This window comes from Klebsiella sp. KP20-425-1, from assembly GCF_025813515.1.
GTDB lineage: Bacteria > Pseudomonadota > Gammaproteobacteria > Enterobacterales > Enterobacteriaceae > Klebsiella > Klebsiella pneumoniae.
Map to the genome: position 1 here is coordinate 1,006,804 of NZ_CP109614.1, position 20,845 is coordinate 1,027,648.

Below are 20,845 nucleotides of genomic sequence, written 5' to 3' on the forward strand. Positions count from 1 at the left end.
CTATAACCGCTGATGACCTGCACAAAATAATAAGGTGAAAAAATGAGTACATTACCAGTGGATAATCCCGGTATCGCTTCGGTACCGGTCAGTAGCGTCGGGGATGTGGCGCGGCTAATTAATTCCGGCAAGGAACATGCGAAATATGCGCGGATGATTGTCTTCCTCGCGCTGGGGGGCGTTTTTCTCGACGCATATGACTTAACCACGCTCTCCTACGGTATTGATGACGTTGTACGTGAATTTCAGCTCTCACCGCTGCTGACCGGCCTGGTGACTTCGTCCATTATGGTCGGGACTATCGTCGGCAATATTATCGGCGGCTGGTTGACCGATAAATATGGTCGCTATTCGGTTTTTATGGCCGATATGTTCTTTTTCGTGATTTCGGCTATCGCCGCCGGGCTGGCGCCGAACGTCTGGGTGTTGATTGGCGCCCGTTTCCTGATGGGCATCGGCGTTGGCATCGACCTGCCGGTAGCGATGTCCTATCTGGCCGAGTTTTCCCGCTTTGCCGGCAAAGGCAACAAAGCGGCTCGCCTCGCGGCGTGGTGCCCGATGTGGTACGCCGCCTCAACCGTCTGCTTTCTCATTATCTTCGGCCTCTATTTCCTGCTGCCGCAGGAGCATCTTGACTGGCTATGGCGCGCCTCCCTGCTGTTCGGCGCCGTGCCGGCACTGCTGATTATTGCCGTCCGCAGTCGATTTATGAATGAATCCCCGCTGTGGGCGGCGAACCAGGGCGATCTGACCTCTGCAGTGCGTATTTTACGCGACTCCTGGGGGATCCATGCCCATGAGGTCCCGGCGGCGAAGCCCGCGCCAGCGCCGAAAGTGAGCTTCCGCGTGCTGTTCGAAAAACCCTACCGCGAGCGGACTATCGTCGCCGGGGTGATGAATATCTGTATCTCCTTCGAGTACACGGCGATTGCCTTTTTCCTGCCGTCAATTCTTGCCCAGTTCCTCGGGGCTGGCGTCTTCGAAACTATTTCGGCATCGCTGGGGCTGAACGCCCTGTTTGCTTTTACCGGTGGGCTGCTCGGTATGCATCTGGCGTGGAAATATCCTTCGCGTCATGTGGCGATAGCCGGCTTCGCCCTGCAGTTTGTGGCGCTGATTGTGCTGGCGCTGGTGGGGCAACCGCACGCGACGGCAGGTATCGTGCTGGCTATCGCGATGCTGGGGCTGTGGCTGTTCGCCGAAGGGTTTGGCCCGGGGGCGCAGCTGATGATCTACCCGGCGCTCTCCTATCCTACTGCCATTCGCGCCACCGGGGTCGGTTTCAGCCGGGCACTCTCCGGGATCGGCAGCGCGCTGGCGTTGTTTATTCTGCCGCTGCTGCAGGCCTCCCTCGGCACGCAGATGTTCTGGGTGGTCTCGCTTGCCGCCATTATTCCCATTTTCTTCCTGCTGGCGGTCCGTCATGAACCGACGCGAGAAGATATCGACGCACTTCATGAATAAGGAACTGACAATGACCCTGCTCTCCACTGGCACCGATTATGACGCGCTGGCGGCCGCCTTCCGCCCGATATTCACCCGTATCGCCCAGGGCGCTGCGGAGCGCGAACAGCAGCGCATTCTGCCCGATGAGCCGATCCGCTGGCTGAAAGAAGCGGGCTTCGGCACGCTGCGTATCCCGCGCGAGAAGGGCGGCTGGGGCGCTTCGCTGCCGCAGCTCAGCGCGCTGCTGATCGAGCTGGCGCAAGCGGACTCTAACCTGCCGCAGGCCCTGCGCGCGCACTTTGCCTTTGTGGAAGATCAGCTGAATCAGCCGGATTCCGCCGGGCGCGACCGCTGGTTTCGTCGCTTCCTCGACGGTGAGCTGGTGGGCAGCGGCTGGACGGAGATCGGCGCGGTTAAGCTGGGAGAGGTGAACACCAGAGTGACGCCGGCAGAGGGCGGCTGGCGACTCGACGGCGAGAAGTTTTACAGCACCGGCGCGCTGTACGCCGACTGGATCGATGTGTTTGCCCGGCGCAGTGATACCGCCAGCGATGTGATAGCCCTGGTCAGCACCCAGCAGACCGGCGTGGTGCGGGAAGATGACTGGGATGGCTTTGGCCAGCGGTTGACCGGCAGCGGGACCACCCGCTTTACCGGCGCTCGGGTGGAAACCGAACATGTCTATGATTTTGCCCAGCGCTTTCGCTATCAGACCGCCTTCTACCAGCATGTGCTGCTGGCGACCCTCGCGGGCATTGGCCTGGCGGTTGAGCGGGATGCCGCGCAGGGCGTCAAACATCGCTCCCGGATGTACAGCCACGGCAACGCCGCCGTGCCGCGCGATGACGCCCAGGTTCTGCAGGTCGTTGGGCAGATCAGCAGCTGGGCATGGGCGACCCGGGCCGCGGTCCTGCAGGCCGCGGAATCGCTGCAGCAGGCCTATGTGGCGCACGTCAGCGACGACGAAGCATTGATTGCCCGGCGTAACCAGCTGGCGGAAGTGGAAGCGGCGCAGGCGCAGGTGATCGCCAGCGACTGGATCCCGCGGGCGGCGACGGAGCTGTTTAATGCCCTCGGGGCGTCGGATACGCGAACTCGCCTTGCGCTGGATCGCCACTGGCGCAATGCGCGGACGGTTGCCTCGCATAATCCGGTGATTTATAAGGCACGTAATATCGGTAACTGGCTGGTGAACGGTGAAGCGCCCACCTTTATCTGGCAGATAGGCAATGGTGAGAAAACGGCGGGGTAAGCCTGTCGGCGACGGGAGGCGTAGTGCTTCCCGTCGTCAGGAAAATCAAGGTTTATCCAGCGACCAGGTGGCGCTGCGCACGTCGACTTTCACCGGCAGCAGGCCGATGCGCGTAAAGGTATCCGCCAGCGCCTGCTGTTCGTTATACACCGCCGGGGTCATGCGTTCGGCACCGTAGGGCAGGCGGGCCAGGGTCTTCAGCCAGATGGCTTTATCCAGTCCGGTTGAGGTCGACAGCAGCCCGGCGGCCTCGTCCTGATGGCTGTTCGCCCACGCGCTGAGTTTACCCAGCTCATCCACCACCTGCTTTGCTGTCTCCGGGTAGGTATCTGCAAACTTGCGGCTGGCGAGATAGAAGGTGTAGTGCGGCACCAGCCCCTCGGCATTGCGGATCTGTCGGGCTTTCGCGTTGGTTTCCACTTCTGCGAGGAACGGATCCCAGATCACCCACGCATCAATCGCCCCGCGCTGGAAAGCGGCGCGGGCGTCCGCCGGCGGCAGATAGACCGGGGTGATGTCTTTATAGCTGAGGCCCGCTTTTTCCAGTGCGGCAACCAGCAGGTAGTTGACGTCAGACCCCTTGTTCAACCCCACGCGCTTGCCCTTCAGGTCGGCCACGCTGTGGATTGCCGACTGTTCAGGCACCACAATCGCTTCCGTTTTCGGGTTAGCGGGGGAGTGGGCAAGGTAGACCAGATCGGCTTGCGCCGCCTGGGCAAAGGCCGGAGGTGCATCGCCGGTCGCGGCCAGATCGATACTACCGACGTTCAGCCCCTCCAGCATTTGCGGCCCGGCGGGGAATTCGACCCAGCGTACGGCAATGCCCTGTTTTTTCAGGCTCTCATCCAGTGTGCCGCGGTACTTCAGCAGCGCGAAGATATTCGCCTTTTGATAGCCGATGTTGACGGTTTCCGGCGCTTTGGCCAGCGCGGAGGTAGAGAGGGCGGCGAGGACCAGCAGCCAGGCGGGGCGGAATCGGTTGGACATTGTCTGTTCTCCTTAGCGGTTTTGCGTAAGGTAACAAACAGCGCTTATAACCATTAAATAACTAAAATTTTATTGATATAACAAAAAGAGTTATGCAGGACGATGGCCCGACACGCCGACGCGTGGCGGGCCAGCAGGTTAATCGCAGGCAACAATCTTCATCGCCAGACCACCGCGGGAGGTTTCCCGGTACTTGGCGTTCATGTCTTTGCCGGTTTCGTACATGGTCTCGATCACTTTATCGAGACACACGCGCGGCTCGCTGGTCCGGCGCAGCGCCATTCGCGCGGCGTTGACCGCTTTCACGGCAGCGATAGCGTTGCGTTCGATGCACGGCACCTGCACCTGGCCGGCGACCGGGTCGCAGGTCAGGCCGAGGTTATGCTCCATAGCGATCTCTGCCGCGATGCACACCTGACCCGGGCTGCCGCCCAGCAGTTCCGCCAGACCGGCCGCCGCCATCGAGCAGGCGACCCCCACTTCACCCTGGCAGCCGACTTCGGCGCCGGAGATGGAGGCGTTCATCTTATACAGCGAACCAATCGCGCTGGCGACCAGCATATAGCGGGCCAGGGAGTTGCTGTTCACCTTGCGGATAAACTTGTCATAGTAGGCCAGCACCGCCGGCACGATACCGCAAGCGCCGTTGGTTGGCGCGGTCACCACCCGGCCGCCGGCGGCGTTCTCTTCGTTCACCGCCAGGGCGAACATATTGATCCAGTCGACCACCGCCATCGGATCGCTGTTGGTGGTGTCCTGGCTCACCAGCATACGGCGCAGCGCGGCGGCGCGGCGCGGGACGCGCAGTTTGCCCGGCAGGACGCCTTCGGTGGTGATGCCGCGCTCGATACCGGCGCTCATCACTTCCCACACCGCGGCGAAGTGTTGCTCAAGGGCTTCTTTGCTGTGCAGCGCCAGTTCGTTCTGCATCATCAGGCCGGAGAGCGACAGCCCGGTTTCACGGCAGTGACGCTGCAGGTCGGCGGCGTTTTTGTAAGGGTAAGGAACGGCAACCGGCGCCTCGGTAGTCTGGCCGAAGTGCTCCTCATCAACGATAAAGCCGCCGCCGATAGAGTAATACGTCTGGCTGTAGAGCACCTTGTCGCCGGCCAGGGCGGTGATACGCATGCCGTTCTCATGCAGCGACAGGTTGTCGGCATGGAAATTCATGCACTGATCCACCGGGAAGTCCACTTCGTGCTGACCGTTGGCCAGCATCAGGCGGCCATGGGTATTAACATCCTGAATAAAGCCCGGAATGGCGTCGATGTCGACGGTGTCCGGCAGGTTGCCGGCGAGTCCCATGATAATCGCGATATCGGTATGGTGGCCTTTACCGGTCAGGGAGAGGGAGCCGTAGACGTCGACGACGACTTTGCTCACCTCGGCCAGCAGGCCGCGCGCGATCAGGTCGTCAGTGAATTGTTTGCCCGCTTTCATCGGTCCAACGGTATGGGAGCTGGAAGGGCCAATGCCGATTTTAAAGATATCGAATACGCTGATCATATGTATTCCCGTGCTGTCGGAAAGCGCGCCGCCGTAAAGCGGCGCGGGGGGAGGCGTTGAATGAATTAGCTGAACAGAGAGTAGAAGATCGCGGAGATGGCAATCAGGCCCATAATCACCACGAAGACGTTGCTGATATGGCCGCTGTATTTACGCATCGCCGGGACTTTCTGAATCGCATACATCGGCATCAGGAACAGGATCATCGCGATAATCGGGCCGCCAAGGGTCTCGATCATACCGAGGATGCTCGGGTTCAGGGTTGCCACAATCCAGGTGGTGATCAGCATGAACAGCGCGGTCAGCTTGTTCAGTTTGTTGATTTCAATCGATTTGCCTTTACTGCGCAGGGATTTAATCACCATGCCGTTAAAGCCTTCGCGAGCGCCCAGATAGTGGCCAAGGAAGGATTTGGTGATGGCGATCATCGCGATGATCGGTGCCATCCAGGCAATGATTGGCGCGTTAAAGTGGTTCGCCAGGTAAGACAGAATCGAGATGTTCTGCTCTTTCGCCGCCGCCAGGTCTGCCGGAGAGAGGCTCAGAACGCAGCTGAAGACGAAGAACATCACGGTCAGCACCATCATGATGTGGGCGCGAGCGAGGATACTGGAGCATTTCTTCTCAGCGCCTTCGCCGTACTCTTCACGTTTGGCTACCGCGAAGGAAGAGATGATCGGCGAGTGGTTGAAGGAGAAGACCATCACCGGGATCGCCAGCCACAGGGTCATCAGCAGGCCGTTGCCGGTAACGGAAGCGCCGCTCAGGGAGAGCGTCTCCAGCGCCGCGCCGTTCCACTGCGGGATCAGATACAGAGCCAGCACCATCAGCGCGATAACGAACGGGAACACCAGCACACTCATTGCCTTAACGATCATCTGCTCGCCGAAACGCACAATGGTCATCATGCCGACGATCAGGATCAGCGACAGAATGGCGCGCGGCGGCGGCGTCATGTGCAGCTGATGCGCCATGAAGGTTTCGACGGTGTTAGTGATCGCCACGCTGTAAACCAGCAGGATCGGGTAGATAGCGAAGAAATAAAGCAGGGTAATCAGCTTACCTGCGCCTACGCCGAAGTGTTCTTCCACTACTTCGGTGATGTCTTCGCCCGGGTTTTTCCCGGAGAGCACGAAGCGGGTCATGCCGCGGTGGGCGAAGAAAGTCATCGGGAAGGCCAGAATCGCCATGATGATCAGGGGGATCATGCCGCCAACGCCGGCGTTGATCGGCAGGAACAAGACGCCCGCGCCAATCGCTGTACCGTACAGGCCCAGCATCCACATGGTGTCGGTTTTACGCCATCCGCTGCGGGTTTCGCCCGAAACGATGGTGCTGGTTTGAGTGGTTTCCATCTGTATCTCCTGGAGGAATCAACAAAATCTAATGAATAAATACAATTGCGTAACATGAAATTCGTTTAATTACGGTTTTTTTAGAAATTTTCTCCGTAATAATTGGGCCGGAAAGATACATTTATATGGTTTATGCATCAGTGATCGCGATCTCAAATGCAATAATCCACTTTCAATGTGCGTATTTTTAGTCCAACAGCCTGTTTCTGGTGATCAGCCAGCGATTTGTGGCGCGAAGGCTACCATTTGCAGCATATGAGATAAAAGCGGAGCGGCGTAATAACGAGGGATTTACTGTAAAAAAGAGAACTAGTCGACGTTTTTGCGCTTAAAACCATTTTTTGCAGTGATAATTGTCGCAGTTTTTACCAACGCAAACGTTTGGCTATGTAGAAATAATTCAGGTGATTGATTAGTAACAGAAAGGTTTTTAGCGCGTTCTGGAAGTCAGAGGAAGAGAGCCCGCCGGGGGCAGGCGTCAGGCGATGCCCCGGCGGGAGAGTGGGAAATCAGGCGATGATTTCGTAGCAAGGAATATAGGCGGTGCCGCCCGGAAGCTTCATGCGGTGCTGGGCGACGAAGCCCTGCAGCAGATCGTCCATACGGCGCATCATCTCCGGATCGCCGTGCAGTTTGTAAGGGCCGTACTGCTCAATGGCCTGGATGCCCACCTCTTTGACGTTCCCCGCGACAATCCCGGAGAAGGCACGACGCAGGTCGGCGGCCAGCACTTCCACCGGCTGATCCGGGGAGAGTTTGAGGTTGGCCATGTTCTCGTGGGTCGGATCAAACGGCATCTGCAGGTCCGGCGAGATGCGAATCGACCAGTTAAAGCTATAGGCGTCATCGGTCTCGCGACGGCTCTCTTTCACCAGCGGCATCGCTTTTTTCATCTGCCGCGCCACTTCCGCGGGGTCGTCAATGATGATCCGGTAGTGGCGACGGGCCGATTCGCCCAGGGTATGGGTGATAAACTCGTCCAGTACACGGAAGTAGTCGGCGCTCTCCTTCGGCCCGGTGAGGATCAGCGGCAGCACCTGCGCTTTGTTGTCGGGATGCATCAGAATACCCAGCAGGTAGAGCAGCTCTTCGGCAGTGCCGACGCCGCCCGGGAAAATAATGATCCCGTGGGCGATACGTACGAAGGCCTCCAGACGCTTTTCGATATCCGGCATGATGATCAGTTCATTGACCAGCGGGTTCGGTGGTTCCGCAGCGATAATGGATGGTTCGGTCATGCCGATAAAGCGGCTGTCTTTGTAGCGCTGCTGCGCATGGCCGACAGCGGCGCCTTTCATCGGCGCCTCCATTGCGCCAGGCCCGCAGCCGGTGCAGATATTCAGTTCCCGCAGGCCCAGCTGCGTACCGACGCGGCGGGCGTAGAGATATTCGTTTTCGTTGATGGAGTGGCCGCCCCAGCAGACGATCATGTTCGGCGCCTCGCCGACGTGCAGCGCGCGGGCGTTGCGCAGGATCGAGAACACCAGGTTAGTGATATGAACCGAACTTTCGAGATCGAGGTTCGGGAAGCGAACGGTATTGTGGATCTGGCCGTAAACAAACAGGATATCGCGCAGCACGGCGAACAGGTTGGCCTGCAGGGAGCGGATAATCCGCCCGTCAACGAAGGCGTCTTCCGGCGGGTTGATCAGTTCCAGCTTCACGCCGCGTTCGCGCCGCAGCACGTTAATCTCGAAATTTTCGAAACGGGACAGGAGCTCCTTGCTGTTATCGGTCAGGCTCCCCGAATTGAGCACAGCAAGCGAGCAGTTGCGAAAGAGTTGGTACAGGTCGCTGCTGGCGGTGCGCTTAAGCATATCCACTTCCAGCTGCGACAGCATATCCATTGAACCAAGCGGGCTAACATGTGTAATCAAGTGAACTCCTTACAGGACGCTTATGGTCTTCCTGTGATTACAATAGCCCTGCGAACGGCGTTTCCACAACCTTGCGCGCGCCTAAACGCACGCAAATTGTGAAATTGTTTATTATTGACGGGCGAGGCGGCCGGTGGCGGGGGAAAAGTCGCCATTGCTGCGCCAGGGGTTGATATCCAGACCGCCGCGTCGCGTATAGCGGGCGTAAACGGAAAGCGATTCCGGCTGGCAGAAACGGAGAATATCGTTAAAGATACGTTCGACGCACTGCTCATGGAATTCGTTATGGTGGCGGAACGAAACCAGATAGCGCAGGAGCTGCTCGCGGTCGATTTTCGCCCCCCGATACTGGATCTGCACCGAGCCCCAGTCCGGCTGATGAGTGATAAGGCAATTAGACTTCAGCAGGTGGCTGACCAGCGTCTCCTCCACGATTTTGCCGCTGGCGGCGCCCTGCAGGTAATCGGCGCTGAACTGATAGTTATCGATCTCGATATCCTGATCGTCGATGCAGGTGCCGTGCAGGCGGGCAATCGGCTGGCCTTCCAGTTCATCCAAGCGGTAGAGCGATACCTTCACCTTCCCCTGCGCGCAGGCGCTGAGATCGCGAGTCAGGGTCTCTGCAACGTCCTGCCAGCTGGCGAAACGGGTCTGGTTAAAGCTGTTGAGATAGAGCTTAAAGCTTTTCGACTCCACCAGATTGAGGCTGGTATCGGGCAGCTCGACGTGGCCGACAGCTACCTGCGGCAGACCTTTGCCGTTCAGCCAGGAGAGTTCGTACAGCGTCCAGATATCGGCGCCGTGAAACGGCAGATTATCGGCATGCAGGCCCAGCGGGTCGCGGTTTAAACTGCGCGGCACGCCCTGCAGCAGCGAGGCGTCATAGGTATCGCGGTAATCGGTTGATTTACCGAGCGTCAGGCCGGCCAGCGCCTGATGATTATCGTAAGAAGACATGTTTCACCATAGTAAAGCGGGTACACTATTGCTCCAGTGTATCCTGTCTAACGTGAAGAGAGAAACCGGTGGACCATCAGACAGCAGAAGCGCTACGCGCTTTTACCCAACGATATTGCGCCGTCTGGCAGCAGCAGCGCCACAGCCTGCCGCGCAGTGAAGAGCTTTACGGCGTCCCGTCGCCTTGCGTTGTCGACACCCAGGGCGAGGCCGTTTTCTGGCAGCCGCAGCCGTTTTCGCTGGCGCAAAATATCAGCGCGGTTGAACGCGCCCTCGACATTGTGGTACAACAGCCGCTTCATTCTTATTATACCACTCAGTTTGCCGGCGATATGTCCGGCCGGTTTGCCGGCGAAACCTTGACGCTGCTGCAGACCTGGAGTGAAGAGGATTTCCAGCGGGTGCAGGAAAATTTAATCGGGCACCTGGTGGTGCAGAAGCGGTTGAAGCTGTCGCCGACGCTGTTCATCGCCACCCTCGAGAGTGAACTGGATGTGATATCCGTCTGTAATCTCAGCGGCGAGGTAGTCAAAGAGACCCTCGGCACCGCCAAACGCATTACGCTTTCTCCCTCACTTGCGGGTTTCCTCAACCACCTTGAGCCAGTTCTGTAATCCAGTCTGCCAGATCGTTTGTGAGAGATCTCTTACAAAACCTGTAAGAGATCGTCATCATTTAAGGTAAATTTAATCCATACTTTTTTATATAAGTTGTTGGTATTAAATCAGATCTTAATTTTTTCGTCCTTTTGAGTGGGGACTAATCTTAAGAGATTGTCTCAAGAAGGGTTGTAAGAAGGGGCAGAATCAGTGATCCTATGTCTGTCGACAGGACGTCGCGAAATGAAGCGAACATCAGGATGATGGCGCTTCTGCAGGACCCGCCAGGACGGCGTTGCAGGGACAGGCTTCAGGATGAAGCAAGGATAACGCAGGATCGCGTAATGGACACCTCCAGGATGGAGAACGAGAGCCGCTCAGGATGAACGGTGGATCAGGAAGATCGGGACAAACTTATGGATAAGTCATTTCGCATCGGGGTGGTGTGAAAGCAGGATGCACGTGTTTATGGATGAACATGGTCAGGAGACCTCAGGAAAAGTTTTCAAGGACGAGCAGGGAGCACCAATGTAGCGGGACTGCTGCAAAACGAACCGGGAGCACTGTTTATACAGTGCTCCCTTTTTTTATTTCTCCTGCGGATTTGCTATCCTGCGCCCGGTTTTTAACTCATCGAGGTTTCCCCATGACTCTTCACGATAGCGTGCGCGATCGCCTGCGCGCCATTGAAGCCCTGCTGCGCGAAACGGAGCACTGGCAGGAGACGGCGCCGGACAGCAGCGCCTTCGCCAGCGATAAGCCGTTTTGCCTGGATACCCTGGAGCCGCTGGAGTGGCTGCAGTGGGTCCTGATCCCGCGTATGCACCAGCTGCTGGAGAGCGGCCAGCCGCTGCCGCAAAATTTTGCCGTTGCGCCTTATTACGAAATGGCTCTGGATCAGGCCCACCCGGTCCGCGAATCCATGCTGGCGGAACTTCTGCTGTTAGACGCGCTGTTTGCCGGTGAGCAGGCCTGATGCTGGAGATTATCTACCAGGACGACTGGCTGGTGGCGGTCAACAAACCCTCGGGCTGGCTGGTGCATCGCAGCTGGCTCGATCGCGACGAGAAAGTGGTGGTGATGCAGACCGTGCGCGACCAGATCGGTCAGCACGTTTTTACCGCTCATCGTCTCGACCGGCCCACCTCCGGCGTGCTGCTGATGGGATTGTCGAGCGAGGCGGGCCGGCTGCTGGCGCAACAGTTCGAGCAGCACCAGATCCGGAAGCGCTACCATGCGATCGTCCGCGGCTGGCTGATGGAAGAGGCGCTGCTGGATTACCCGCTGGTAGAGGAGCTGGATAGAATCGCCGATAAGTTCGCCCGCGAAGATAAAGGGCCGCAGCCAGCGGTAACCCACTACCGCGGTCTGGCGACAGTGGAGATGCCAGTGGCGACTGGGCGCTATCCCACCTCGCGCTATGGGCTGGTGGAACTGGAGCCGAAAACCGGCCGCAAGCACCAGCTGCGCCGTCATCTGGCCCACCTCCGTCATCCGATCCTCGGCGACAGCAAGCACGGCGATCTGCGGCAAAACCGCAGCGCCGCGGAACATTTCGGCTGTCACCGCCTGATGCTGCACGCCAGCGAGCTGTCGTTAACCCATCCTTTTACCGGCGAGCCGCTGACCCTGCGCGCCGGTTTTGACGACGTCTGGATGCGCGCGCTGTCGCAGTTTGGCTGGCGCGGGCTTCTCCCGCTAAATGAAAGGGTTGAGTTTGCCGACGACAGCGGTCAGGATGAAGAGAATAAGGTCAATCCAGGGAGATAATAGCATGGCGGAAGTCGGAATTTTTGTCGGCACCATGTACGGCAACTCGCTGCTGGTCGCGGAAGAAGCGGAAGCGATCCTCAGCGGACTGGGACACAAGGCTACCGTGTATGAGGATCCGCAGGTCAACGACTGGGAATCCTACACGGGTAAGTATGTGCTGGTGGTCACCTCCACCACCGGGCAGGGCGACCTGCCGGACAGCATCGTCCCGCTGTATGAGGGCATCAAAGATATGTATCAGCCTCACCTGCGGTACGGCATTATCGCGCTCGGCGACAGCACCTATGCCAACTTTTGCGGCGGCGGCCTGAAGTTCGATCAGCTGCTGCAGGAGCAGGGCGCGAAGCGCATCGGCGAGATGCTGAAGATTGACGCCAGCGAAGACCCGGAGCCGGAGAGCGTCTCCAATCCGTGGGTTGAGCAGTGGGCCACCCTGCTCGCATAAAAGCGCTGCCCTCTCCCTACGCAGAGGGCGCTCTTTCAATACGTCGCGGCCAGATACGCGGACGTCAAAATAGTAGCGCTTTCCAGGCGCCACGCCTTTAGGCAAACGCCACAATATCCTTAACAATATCATGGCTTAAGCCAGCCAGTTTCACCGGGTCAAGTGAGGTATTTCACACTCCGGCCCTTTTTGCTGCGCTATGCGGCGCCAGCGGCGCTGGCTTTTCATTTCCGTGAACTTCCCCCCATTCTTTCAGGCATTCGCCACAAACCACCTGCAATAGCGGCGTAAAAGCTGTGTGGATGCACGGTGAGCCGCGGTGTGCCTCTTCATATACTGCTCCAGCCAGTGATAAATGCAGTGCCAGATATAACGACAACTATCAAAACACGACCACGTCATTCTGATTACCCTACAGGTTGTGCTGTTCAGAATGAACGTAGCTAAACGCTATGATTCAGGAGTACAACAATGAGTTCATTAAGTCAGGCGGCGACGGCGGCTGAAAAGCGCACCAACGCCCGCTACTGGATAGTGGTGATGCTGTTTATCGTCACCTCTTTTAACTATGGCGACCGGGCGACGCTGTCGATCGCCGGTTCGGAAATGGCCAGGGATATCGGCCTTGATCCGGTGGGGATGGGGTATGTGTTCTCCGCCTTCTCATGGGCTTATGTCATCGGCCAGATCCCGGGCGGCTGGCTGCTCGACCGCTTCGGCTCGAAGCGCGTCTATTTCTGGTCGATCTTCATCTGGTCGATGTTTACCCTGCTGCAGGGCTTCGTCGATATCTTCAGCGGCTTTGGCATTATCGTTGCGCTGTTTACCCTGCGCTTCCTCGTCGGCCTTGCCGAGTCGCCGTCATTCCCCGGCAACAGCCGGATCGTCGCCGCCTGGTTCCCGGCGCAGGAGAGGGGGACAGCGGTATCGATTTTTAACTCCGCCCAGTACTTTGCCACCGTTATTTTCGCGCCGATCATGGGCTGGCTGACGCATGAGGTGGGTTGGTCGCATGTGTTCTTCTTTATGGGCGGGCTGGGGATTGTGATCAGCTTTGTGTGGCTGAAAGTGATCCACGATCCGAACAACCACCCGGGCGTGAACCAGAAAGAGCTGGACTATATCGCCGAAGGCGGGGCGCTGATCAACATGGATCAGAAGAGCAGCGCGCAGAAAGTGCCGTTTAGCGTCAAAATGGGGCAGATCAAGCAACTGATCGGCTCGCGGATGATGATCGGCATCTATATCGGTCAGTACTGCATCAACGCCTTAACCTACTTCTTTATCACCTGGTTCCCGGTTTATCTGGTGCAGGCGCGCGGCATGTCGATCCTCAAAGCCGGCTTTGTCGCCTCCATTCCGGCGGTGTGCGGCTTTGTCGGCGGGGTGCTGGGCGGGGTGATCTCCGACTGGTTAATGCGCCGCACCGGCTCGCTGAACATTGCGCGCAAAACGCCGATTGTGCTGGGGATGCTGCTCTCCATGACCATGCTGATGTGTAACTATGTCAACGTGGAGTGGATGGTGATCGGCTTTATGGCAATGGCCTTCTTCGGCAAAGGGATCGGCGCCCTCGGCTGGGCGGTGATGGCGGATACCGCGCCGAAAGAGATTAGCGGTCTCTCCGGCGGTCTGTTCAATATGTTCGGCAATATCTCCGGCATCGTCACCCCGATCGCCATCGGCTATATCGTCGGCACCACCGGCTCGTTCAACGGCGCGCTGATCTACGTCGGTATCCATGCCCTGGTGGCGGTGCTGAGCTATCTGGTGCTGGTGGGCGATATCAAACGTATCGAACTGAAACCTGTAGCGGGACGTTAATCATGACTACTCAATCCAGCCCGATTATCACAGAGATGAAGGTCATTCCGGTGGCCGGGCACGACAGCATGCTGCTGAACATCGGCGGAGCGCATAACGCCTGGTTTACCCGCAATATCGTGGTGTTAACCGATAACGCCGGCCATACCGGCGTCGGCGAAGCGCCCGGCGGAGAGGTCATCTACCAGACGCTGCTGGCGGCGATCCCGCAGGTGGTGGGCCAGGAGGTCGCCCGACTCAATCGCGTGGTGCAGCAGGTGCACAAAGGCAATCAGGCGGCGGATTTCGACACCTTCGGCAAAGGGGCGTGGACCTTCGAACTGAAGGTTAACGCGGTGGCGGCGCTGGAAGCGGCGCTGCTGGACCTGCTCGGCCAGGTGCTTAATGTGCCGGTCTGCGAGCTGCTGGGCCCGGGTAAGCAGCGTGATGCCGTCACCGTGCTGGGCTACCTGTTCTATATTGGCGATCGGCAGAAAACCGACCTTGGCTATCTGGACCATACGCCGGGCGATCACGAATGGTACCGCCTGCGCCACCAGCAGGCTTTGAGCAGCGAGGCGGTAGTACGTCTGGCGGAAGCCGCCCAGGATCGCTACGGTTTCAAAGACTTTAAGCTCAAAGGCGGCGTGCTGCCCGGCGAGCAGGAGATCGACACCGCGCGGGCGCTGAAAAAGCGTTTCCCGGATGCGCGCATCACCGTCGACCCTAACGGCGCCTGGCTGCTGGATGAGGCCATCGCGCTGTGTAAAGGGCTGCAGGATGTTCTGACCTACGCCGAAGATCCGTGCGGCGCCGAGCAGGGTTTCTCCGGCCGGGAGGTGATGGCCGAGTTCCGCCGCGCCACCGGGCTGCCGGTCGCCACCAATATGATAGCCACTAACTGGCGCGAAATGGGCCATGCGGTGATGCTCAACGCCGTCGATATCCCGCTGGCGGACCCGCACTTCTGGACGCTCTCCGGCGCGGTGCGGGTGGCGCAGCTGTGCGACGACTGGGGGCTCACCTGGGGCTGCCATTCCAACAACCACTTTGATATTTCCCTGGCGATGTTTACCCACGTCGGCGCCGCCGCGCCGGGCAACCCCACCGCCATCGATACCCACTGGATCTGGCAGGAGGGCGACGCGCGCCTGACCAAAAATCCGCTGCAGATTATTAACGGCAGCATTGCCGTGCCAGACGCGCCGGGACTCGGCGTGGAACTTGACTGGGAGCAGGTGCGCAGAGCCCATGAGGCCTATAAAGCGCTGCCGGGCGGCGCGCGCAACGACGCAGGCCCGATGCAGTACCTGATCCCCGGCTGGACATTCGACCGCAAACGTCCCGTTTTCGGCCGCCACTAATTAAAAAGGATGATGCTATGACGACTTTCTCTTCAACGCCCGCTGTCACCACCATGCAGGTGATCCCGGTTGCCGGCCATGACAGCATGCTGATGAACCTGAGCGGCGCGCACGCCCCGTACTTCACCCGCAATATCGTAATTATCAAAGATAACGCCGGCCATACCGGCGTCGGTGAAATCCCGGGCGGTGAAAAAATTCGCCAGACCCTGGAGGATGCCATTCCGCTGGTGGTGGGCAAAACGCTGGGCGAGTATAAAAACGTGCTGGGCGCGGTGCGCAATCAGTTTGCCGACCGCGACGCCGGGGGCCGCGGCCTGCAGACCTTTGACCTGCGCACCACCATTCACGTGGTGACCGGCATCGAAGCGGCACTGCTGGATCTGCTGGGCCAGCACCTTGGGGTCAACGTCGCCTCGCTGCTAGGCGATGGCCAGCAGCGCAGCGAAGTCGAAATGCTGGGCTATCTGTTCTTTGTCGGTAATCGCCATGCGACGCCGCTGGCCTATCAGAGCCAGCCGGATGAGCAGTGCGAGTGGTATCGCCTGCGCCATGAAGAGGCGATGACGCCGGATGCGGTGGTCCGCCTGGCGGAAGCGGCGTATGAAAAATATGGTTTCAACGACTTTAAGCTGAAGGGCGGCGTGCTGGCCGGTTTTGAAGAAGCCGAAGCGATCAGCGCCCTGGCGAAGCGCTTCCCGAATGCTCGCGTCACTCTCGACCCGAATGGCGCCTGGCTGCTTGAGGAGGCCATTCAGATTGGTAAACAGCTGAAGGGCGTGCTGGCCTATGCGGAAGATCCGTGCGGCGCCGAACAGGGCTTCTCCGGCCGCGAAGTGATGGCCGAGTTCCGCCGCGCGACGGGCCTGCCGACCGCCACCAATATGATCGCCACCGACTGGCGGCAGATGGGCCATACGCTGTCGCTACAATCGGTGGATATCCCGCTGGCGGACCCGCACTTCTGGACCATGCAGGGGTCGGTGCGCGTAGCGCAGATGTGCCATGAGTTCGGCCTGACCTGGGGTTCGCACTCTAATAATCACTTCGACGTGTCGCTGGCGATGTTCACCCACGTCGCGGCAGCGGCGCCGGGCAAGATCACCGCTATCGATACCCACTGGATCTGGCAGGAGGGCAACCAGCGTCTGACCAAACAACCTTTTGAAATCAAAGGCGGCATGGTGCAGGTACCGAGTACCCCGGGCCTGGGGGTTGAGCTGGATATGGACCGCGTGATGCAGGCAAATGAGCTATATAAGAAACATGGTCTTGGCGCCCGCGACGATGCGATGGCGATGCAGTATCTGATCCCGGGCTGGACCTTTGACAACAAGCGTCCATGCATGGTGCGCTAAAAGTCCGCCGGCCTCTGCGGGGGCCGGCATTGCGCGACAGCGCCAGGGGTTGGCTCAGAGTAAGGACAGCAGATGAAAATAGTGATCGCACCGGATTCCTGGAAGGAGAGCCTGAGCGCGCTGGAAGTGGCCAGTGCGATAGAGCAAGGCTTTCGCGAGATTTATCCTGACGCCGAGTACGTCAAGCTGCCGGTTGCCGATGGTGGGGAAGGGACGGTGGAAGCCATGGTGGCGGCGACCGGCGGGCTTCTGGTTCCGCTGACGGTCACCGGGCCGCTGGGCGAGCCGGTTGAGGCATTTTACGGGCTGTCCGGCGATCGCCAGTGCGCCTTTATCGAAATGGCGGCGGCCAGCGGCCTGGAGAGCGTCCCGCCGGCGCAGCGTAACCCGCTGCTGACCACTTCCTGGGGTACCGGGGAGCTTATCCGCCATGCGCTGGACGCCGGGGTAAGACAGATCATTATTGGTATTGGCGGCAGTGCGACCAATGACGGCGGCGCCGGGATGGCGCAGGCGCTGGGGGCGAAACTGCTGACCGCCGAGGGCCAGCAAATCGCCTCCGGGGGCGGCGCGCTGGAGACGCTGGCGCGAATCGATCTCAGCGAACTCGATTCGCGGCTGGCAGATTGCCGGATTGACGTTGCCTGCGACGTCACCAACCCGTTGACCGGCCCGCAGGGCGCCAGCGCGGTGTTCGGCCCGCAAAAAGGGGCGACGGCGCAAATGATCGAACGGCTCGACAGCGGCCTGCGGCACTATGCCCGGATTATCGCCCGTGATTTAGATATCGACGTGCTGAGCCTTGAGGGCGGCGGCGCGGCGGGCGGCATGGGTGCGGCGCTGTATGCGTTCTGTGGTGCTCAGTTGCGTCCGGGCATTGAGATTGTCACCGATGCGCTACAGCTGGCTGAGCGGGTGGCGGATGCCGATTTAGTGATCACCGGCGAAGGGCGTATCGATAGCCAGACGATCCACGGCAAAGTGCCGGTGGGGGTGGCGAGGGTGGCGAAGCGTTTTAACGTCCCGGTGATCGGGATTGCCGGCAGTCTTACCGCCGATGTTGGCGTCGTGCATCAGCACGGGCTGGATGCGGTATTCAGCGTGTTGTATACCATCTGTACCCTTGATGAAGCGTTGGCCAATGCCGCCGCCAACCTGCGAATGACGGCGCGTAACGTAGCTGCGGTTTTGCAGATGGGCGACAGGCGGTAACCCGGCTGGCGCAGTGGTATTTGTAGTCCGGATAAGGTGCGTAGCACCGCGATCCGGGAACCATCCCCGGTGGCGCTTACGCTTACCGGGGCTACCAACCGAATACCGGACCGTAGGGCGTAGCCCGGATGAGGCGCGTAGCGCCGCTATCCGGGGTTTACACCCCCATCCGGCACGCTTCGCGGGCCACATTATCCATCTCATCTAACAGCTCAAGCAGCTCCGGCTCCAGATCCTCGGCGGCGGTGCCTGCCCGCAGCTGACTTTCCAGGGTATGGCACAGCTTTTTGAGCCGCGGCACGCCGCTATAGCTGCAGCTGCCGTGCAGTTTATGGATCAGATCCACCAGCCCTTCCGGCTGCTCGCCCACCAGCTGCTCCTCAACTTTGTTACGCACCTCCGGCATAAAGGCGATCAGCATTTGCAGCATCTCCCGCGCCAGGTCCGGCTTCATGGCCGCCTGGCGCAGCGCCAGCTGCCAGTCGAGCGTCTGGTTATGATCGACGATCGGCTCTGCGGGCAGTAGCGACGCCGGAACGACGCTGTGCAGGCCGGGCTGATAGCGCAGCAGCAGTGCGTGCAGTTTCTCTTCTTCGATTGGCTTCGCCAGATAGTCGTTCATGCCGGCGCTCAGTAATTTCTCACGCTGGCCCTCCAGGGCGTGCGCGGTGACCGCAATAACCGGGGTTTGCTGATGATGGGACAGGTGATGGATAAGCTCACAGGCGCGGATGCCGTCCATATCCGGCATCTGAATATCCATCAGGATCAGATCCACCTGCAGCTGCTTGGCCTTGTCCACCGCCTGCTGGCCGCTGTCGCAGAGGATCACCTGCTGCACAAGATCATCCAGCAGGGCGCCAATCAGCTTCAGGTTAGCCGGGTTGTCGTCGACGGCCATTACCGTCATTGGCAACTTATGACTGTCGATCTGCATCAGCGGCGCGGAGGCAAGCGCGTGGCTGGTAGCCACCAGCGCCGGTAGCAGACGGGTGGTGGTGAGCGGCTTTAACAGGCAGGCGGCAACGCCGTCGCGCTTCAGGGCTTCGGCGCTGACCTGGGCATGGCACGGCAGGGCCAGCAGTACGTTATCGGACATCGCGCAGGCTTTGGCTAATTTTTCCCGATGCGGCGACAAATCGCGCATTGAAACCGGGATACCGACCAGCAGAATGTCATACTGCGCTTCCGCCAGCGAGGAGAAGGTAGGGCTATAGATAACCTCCAGCGGCGTAGCGGCCAGCATCTCCAGGGTACACTGCGCCGCCGTCGCGTTGGCTTCCACATAGGCCAGACGTTTGCCGACAAGCCCGTCGGTGTTCAGCGTATCCGGAATGGCGTTCGGGTTGAGATCGAGGCTGATATGGAACCAGAAGGTGGAGCCGCGGTTCGGCTGGCTGTGGAACGAAATATCCCCGCCCATCTCTTTGACCAGACGCTGAGTGATCACCAGCCCGAGCCCGGTGCCGCCGTGGCGGCGTGAAATACTGGCATCGGCCTGACGGAAGGCCTGGAATAGCCGGGACTGGTCGCGCTCGGGGATGCCGATGCCGGTATCGTGGATCTGAATTTCGATCTGTACCCGGGAATTACTGATGGCCCGCTGCTCCACCAGTACGTCGATATTGCCGTGCTCGGTAAATTTGATGGCGTTGCCCACGAGGTTGGTCACAATCTGCTGCAGACGCAGCGGATCGCCGATAACGTTGTCCGGTACATTGTTCTTAATATTCAGCGTCAGCTCCAGCCCTTTATCGTGCGCGGAATGCGCCAGCAGGGTGACCACTTCATCAAGCGAAGTGCGCAGCAGGAACGGAATACTCTCCAGGATCAGCTTCCCGGCTTCCAGCTTGGAAAAGTCGAGCACGTCATTGATGATCGCCAGCAGATTGTTGGCCGAACGTTCGATGGTGGTCAGGTGGTCGCGCTGCGTAGCGTTGAGATCGGTTTTCAGCGTCAGGCGGGTAAAGCCGATCACCCCATTGAGCGGGGTGCGCAGCTCGTGAGACATATTGGCCAGGAACTCAGACTTAATGCGCGCCGCCTCCTGGGCGCGCTTTTTCGCCAGGTCCAGCTCGACGTTCTGGATCTCCATCTGCTCAAGCGTTTCCCGTAGATCGGAGGTCGCCTGGTCGACGTTGTGTTGCATCTCTTCGTGGTATGCCGCCAGCGACATGGCCATCGAGTTAATGCCGTTTTTCAGCATATCCAGTTCGCCGAGCATAAAGCCTTCGACCCGGCTGTCCAGCTGTCCGCGGCGGATGCGGTCGACAGTGTTAACCATATTGCGGATTGGCCCGGTGACGTCGCGCATCAGCCTCCAGCCGAAGATTAACGCGATGCCGATACAGAACAGCATCATTACGCTGGAGATAAAAATCTCTTTGTACTGCTGGAGGCGAACCGATTTTAGATCCAGCTCCAGGGCGACGTAGCCCAGCATATTGCCCGGCATTTTAGCGTCAGATTCGGGTGATTCATCCGGAGAATAGCTTTCCGAGACAATAGGCGTGCGCAGGATCATCATGTCGCCATCGCGGATGACGCTGAGGTGACGGGGGAATGCCTCGCCTTTCGGGATCTGCAGTTCGCTGGGATTGAGCTGGTAATTGGAGGTGACAAATAAGCGGTTATGCGAATCGTACACCGAGATGGCCCGCACGATCTCCGAGTGGCGACGATGCAGAACGCTGATCAGCTGGCCGATGGATTCGCGGTTTTGCAAGTTCATGCCATATTCGCTGGAGACCGCCAGCGGTTCGATAATACTGGCGCCAGCGTCCTCCAGCTGGCGTTGCAGGTCGTTATAACGATGAGCGACAAAGAAAATACTGAGCAACAGTCCTATCAGGACGGTTGGCGCCAGAATCAGAATCATCATGCGAGCACGCAGGCTGTAGTTGGTCATGCG

At 59.1% G+C, this 20,845-nt stretch carries 16 protein-coding genes; 10 read left to right on the forward strand and 6 right to left on the reverse strand.

The features are described 5' to 3' along the window. The first annotated feature begins 42 nt into the window (after nucleotides 1-42). Nucleotides 43-1,464, forward strand: coding sequence for an MFS transporter (locus OHJ17_RS05055; RefSeq protein ID WP_004149572.1), 1,422 nt, complete (start codon nucleotides 43-45; stop codon nucleotides 1,462-1,464). Nucleotides 1,465-1,474: 10 nt separating this feature from the next. Further along, on the forward strand, nucleotides 1,475-2,698 hold the full coding sequence (locus OHJ17_RS05060; protein ID WP_004890080.1) for an acyl-CoA dehydrogenase family protein: 1,224 nt from the start codon (nucleotides 1,475-1,477) through the stop codon (nucleotides 2,696-2,698). A gap of 45 nt (nucleotides 2,699-2,743) precedes the next feature. On the opposite strand, the gene OHJ17_RS05065 is transcribed toward OHJ17_RS05060, so the two are convergent. The 5 genes from OHJ17_RS05065 to queF all read right to left on the reverse strand — a co-directional run bounded on the left by OHJ17_RS05065 (nucleotide 2,744) and on the right by queF (nucleotide 9,380). Then, nucleotides 2,744-3,685: an aliphatic sulfonate ABC transporter substrate-binding protein gene (locus tag OHJ17_RS05065; protein WP_002915261.1), complete on the reverse strand. Its 942-nt coding sequence runs from the start codon at nucleotides 3,683-3,685 to the stop codon at nucleotides 2,744-2,746. 138 nt (nucleotides 3,686-3,823) lie between these two features. Further along, nucleotides 3,824-5,191, reverse strand: coding sequence for an L-serine ammonia-lyase (locus tag OHJ17_RS05070; RefSeq protein WP_002915259.1), 1,368 nt, complete (start codon nucleotides 5,189-5,191; stop codon nucleotides 3,824-3,826). A gap of 65 nt (nucleotides 5,192-5,256) precedes the next feature. Continuing rightward, the gene (locus tag OHJ17_RS05075; protein WP_004151070.1) at nucleotides 5,257-6,546 is read right to left on the reverse strand and encodes an HAAAP family serine/threonine permease; all 1,290 of its coding nucleotides are present in this window, start codon (nucleotides 6,544-6,546) and stop codon (nucleotides 5,257-5,259) included. Nucleotides 6,547-7,055: 509 nt separating this feature from the next. Continuing rightward, the gene (gene ppnN / locus OHJ17_RS05080) at nucleotides 7,056-8,423 is read right to left on the reverse strand and encodes a nucleotide 5'-monophosphate nucleosidase PpnN (protein WP_002915258.1); all 1,368 of its coding nucleotides are present in this window, start codon (nucleotides 8,421-8,423) and stop codon (nucleotides 7,056-7,058) included. Between the two features lie 111 nt (nucleotides 8,424-8,534). Beyond that, complete coding sequence (gene queF / locus OHJ17_RS05085; RefSeq protein WP_004174633.1) at nucleotides 8,535-9,380, reverse strand: NADPH-dependent 7-cyano-7-deazaguanine reductase QueF; 846 nt, start codon at nucleotides 9,378-9,380, stop codon at nucleotides 8,535-8,537. Between the two features lie 68 nt (nucleotides 9,381-9,448). Here queF and syd point away from each other — a divergent pair, with 68 nt between their 5' ends. The 8 genes from syd (at nucleotide 9,449) to OHJ17_RS05125 (ending at nucleotide 17,934) form a co-directional block, all read left to right on the forward strand. Then, a complete protein-coding gene (syd, locus tag OHJ17_RS05090; RefSeq protein WP_002915253.1) occupies nucleotides 9,449-9,994 on the forward strand; it encodes a SecY-interacting protein in 546 nt (181 codons plus the stop codon). 631 nt (nucleotides 9,995-10,625) lie between these two features. Beyond that, nucleotides 10,626-10,955 carry a YqcC family protein gene (locus OHJ17_RS05095; protein WP_002915249.1) on the forward strand — a complete coding sequence of 110 codons (330 nt, stop codon included), beginning with the start codon at nucleotides 10,626-10,628 and terminating at the stop codon, nucleotides 10,953-10,955. After that, a complete protein-coding gene (gene truC, locus OHJ17_RS05100; protein WP_002915236.1) occupies nucleotides 10,955-11,749 on the forward strand; it encodes a tRNA pseudouridine(65) synthase TruC in 795 nt (264 codons plus the stop codon). Before OHJ17_RS05095 ends, truC begins: the two co-directional genes overlap by 1 nt. Before the next feature lie 4 nt (nucleotides 11,750-11,753). Beyond that, nucleotides 11,754-12,197, forward strand: coding sequence for a flavodoxin (locus OHJ17_RS05105; RefSeq protein ID WP_002915235.1), 444 nt, complete (start codon nucleotides 11,754-11,756; stop codon nucleotides 12,195-12,197). A gap of 471 nt (nucleotides 12,198-12,668) precedes the next feature. Further along, nucleotides 12,669-14,021: an MFS transporter gene (locus tag OHJ17_RS05110; RefSeq protein WP_002915225.1), complete on the forward strand. Its 1,353-nt coding sequence runs from the start codon at nucleotides 12,669-12,671 to the stop codon at nucleotides 14,019-14,021. Nucleotides 14,022-14,023: 2 nt separating this feature from the next. After that, nucleotides 14,024-15,364: an enolase C-terminal domain-like protein gene (locus OHJ17_RS05115; protein ID WP_004185436.1), complete on the forward strand. Its 1,341-nt coding sequence runs from the start codon at nucleotides 14,024-14,026 to the stop codon at nucleotides 15,362-15,364. A gap of 17 nt (nucleotides 15,365-15,381) precedes the next feature. Next, on the forward strand, nucleotides 15,382-16,722 hold the full coding sequence (gudD, locus tag OHJ17_RS05120) for a glucarate dehydratase (RefSeq protein WP_023158721.1): 1,341 nt from the start codon (nucleotides 15,382-15,384) through the stop codon (nucleotides 16,720-16,722). A gap of 72 nt (nucleotides 16,723-16,794) precedes the next feature. Next, the gene (locus OHJ17_RS05125) at nucleotides 16,795-17,934 is read left to right on the forward strand and encodes a glycerate kinase (protein ID WP_032433495.1); all 1,140 of its coding nucleotides are present in this window, start codon (nucleotides 16,795-16,797) and stop codon (nucleotides 17,932-17,934) included. Between the two features lie 157 nt (nucleotides 17,935-18,091). On the opposite strand, the gene barA is transcribed toward OHJ17_RS05125, so the two are convergent. Then, on the reverse strand, nucleotides 18,092-20,842 hold the full coding sequence (gene barA / locus OHJ17_RS05130) for a two-component sensor histidine kinase BarA (RefSeq protein WP_032433494.1): 2,751 nt from the start codon (nucleotides 20,840-20,842) through the stop codon (nucleotides 18,092-18,094). Nucleotides 20,843-20,845: the final 3 nt, after the last annotated feature.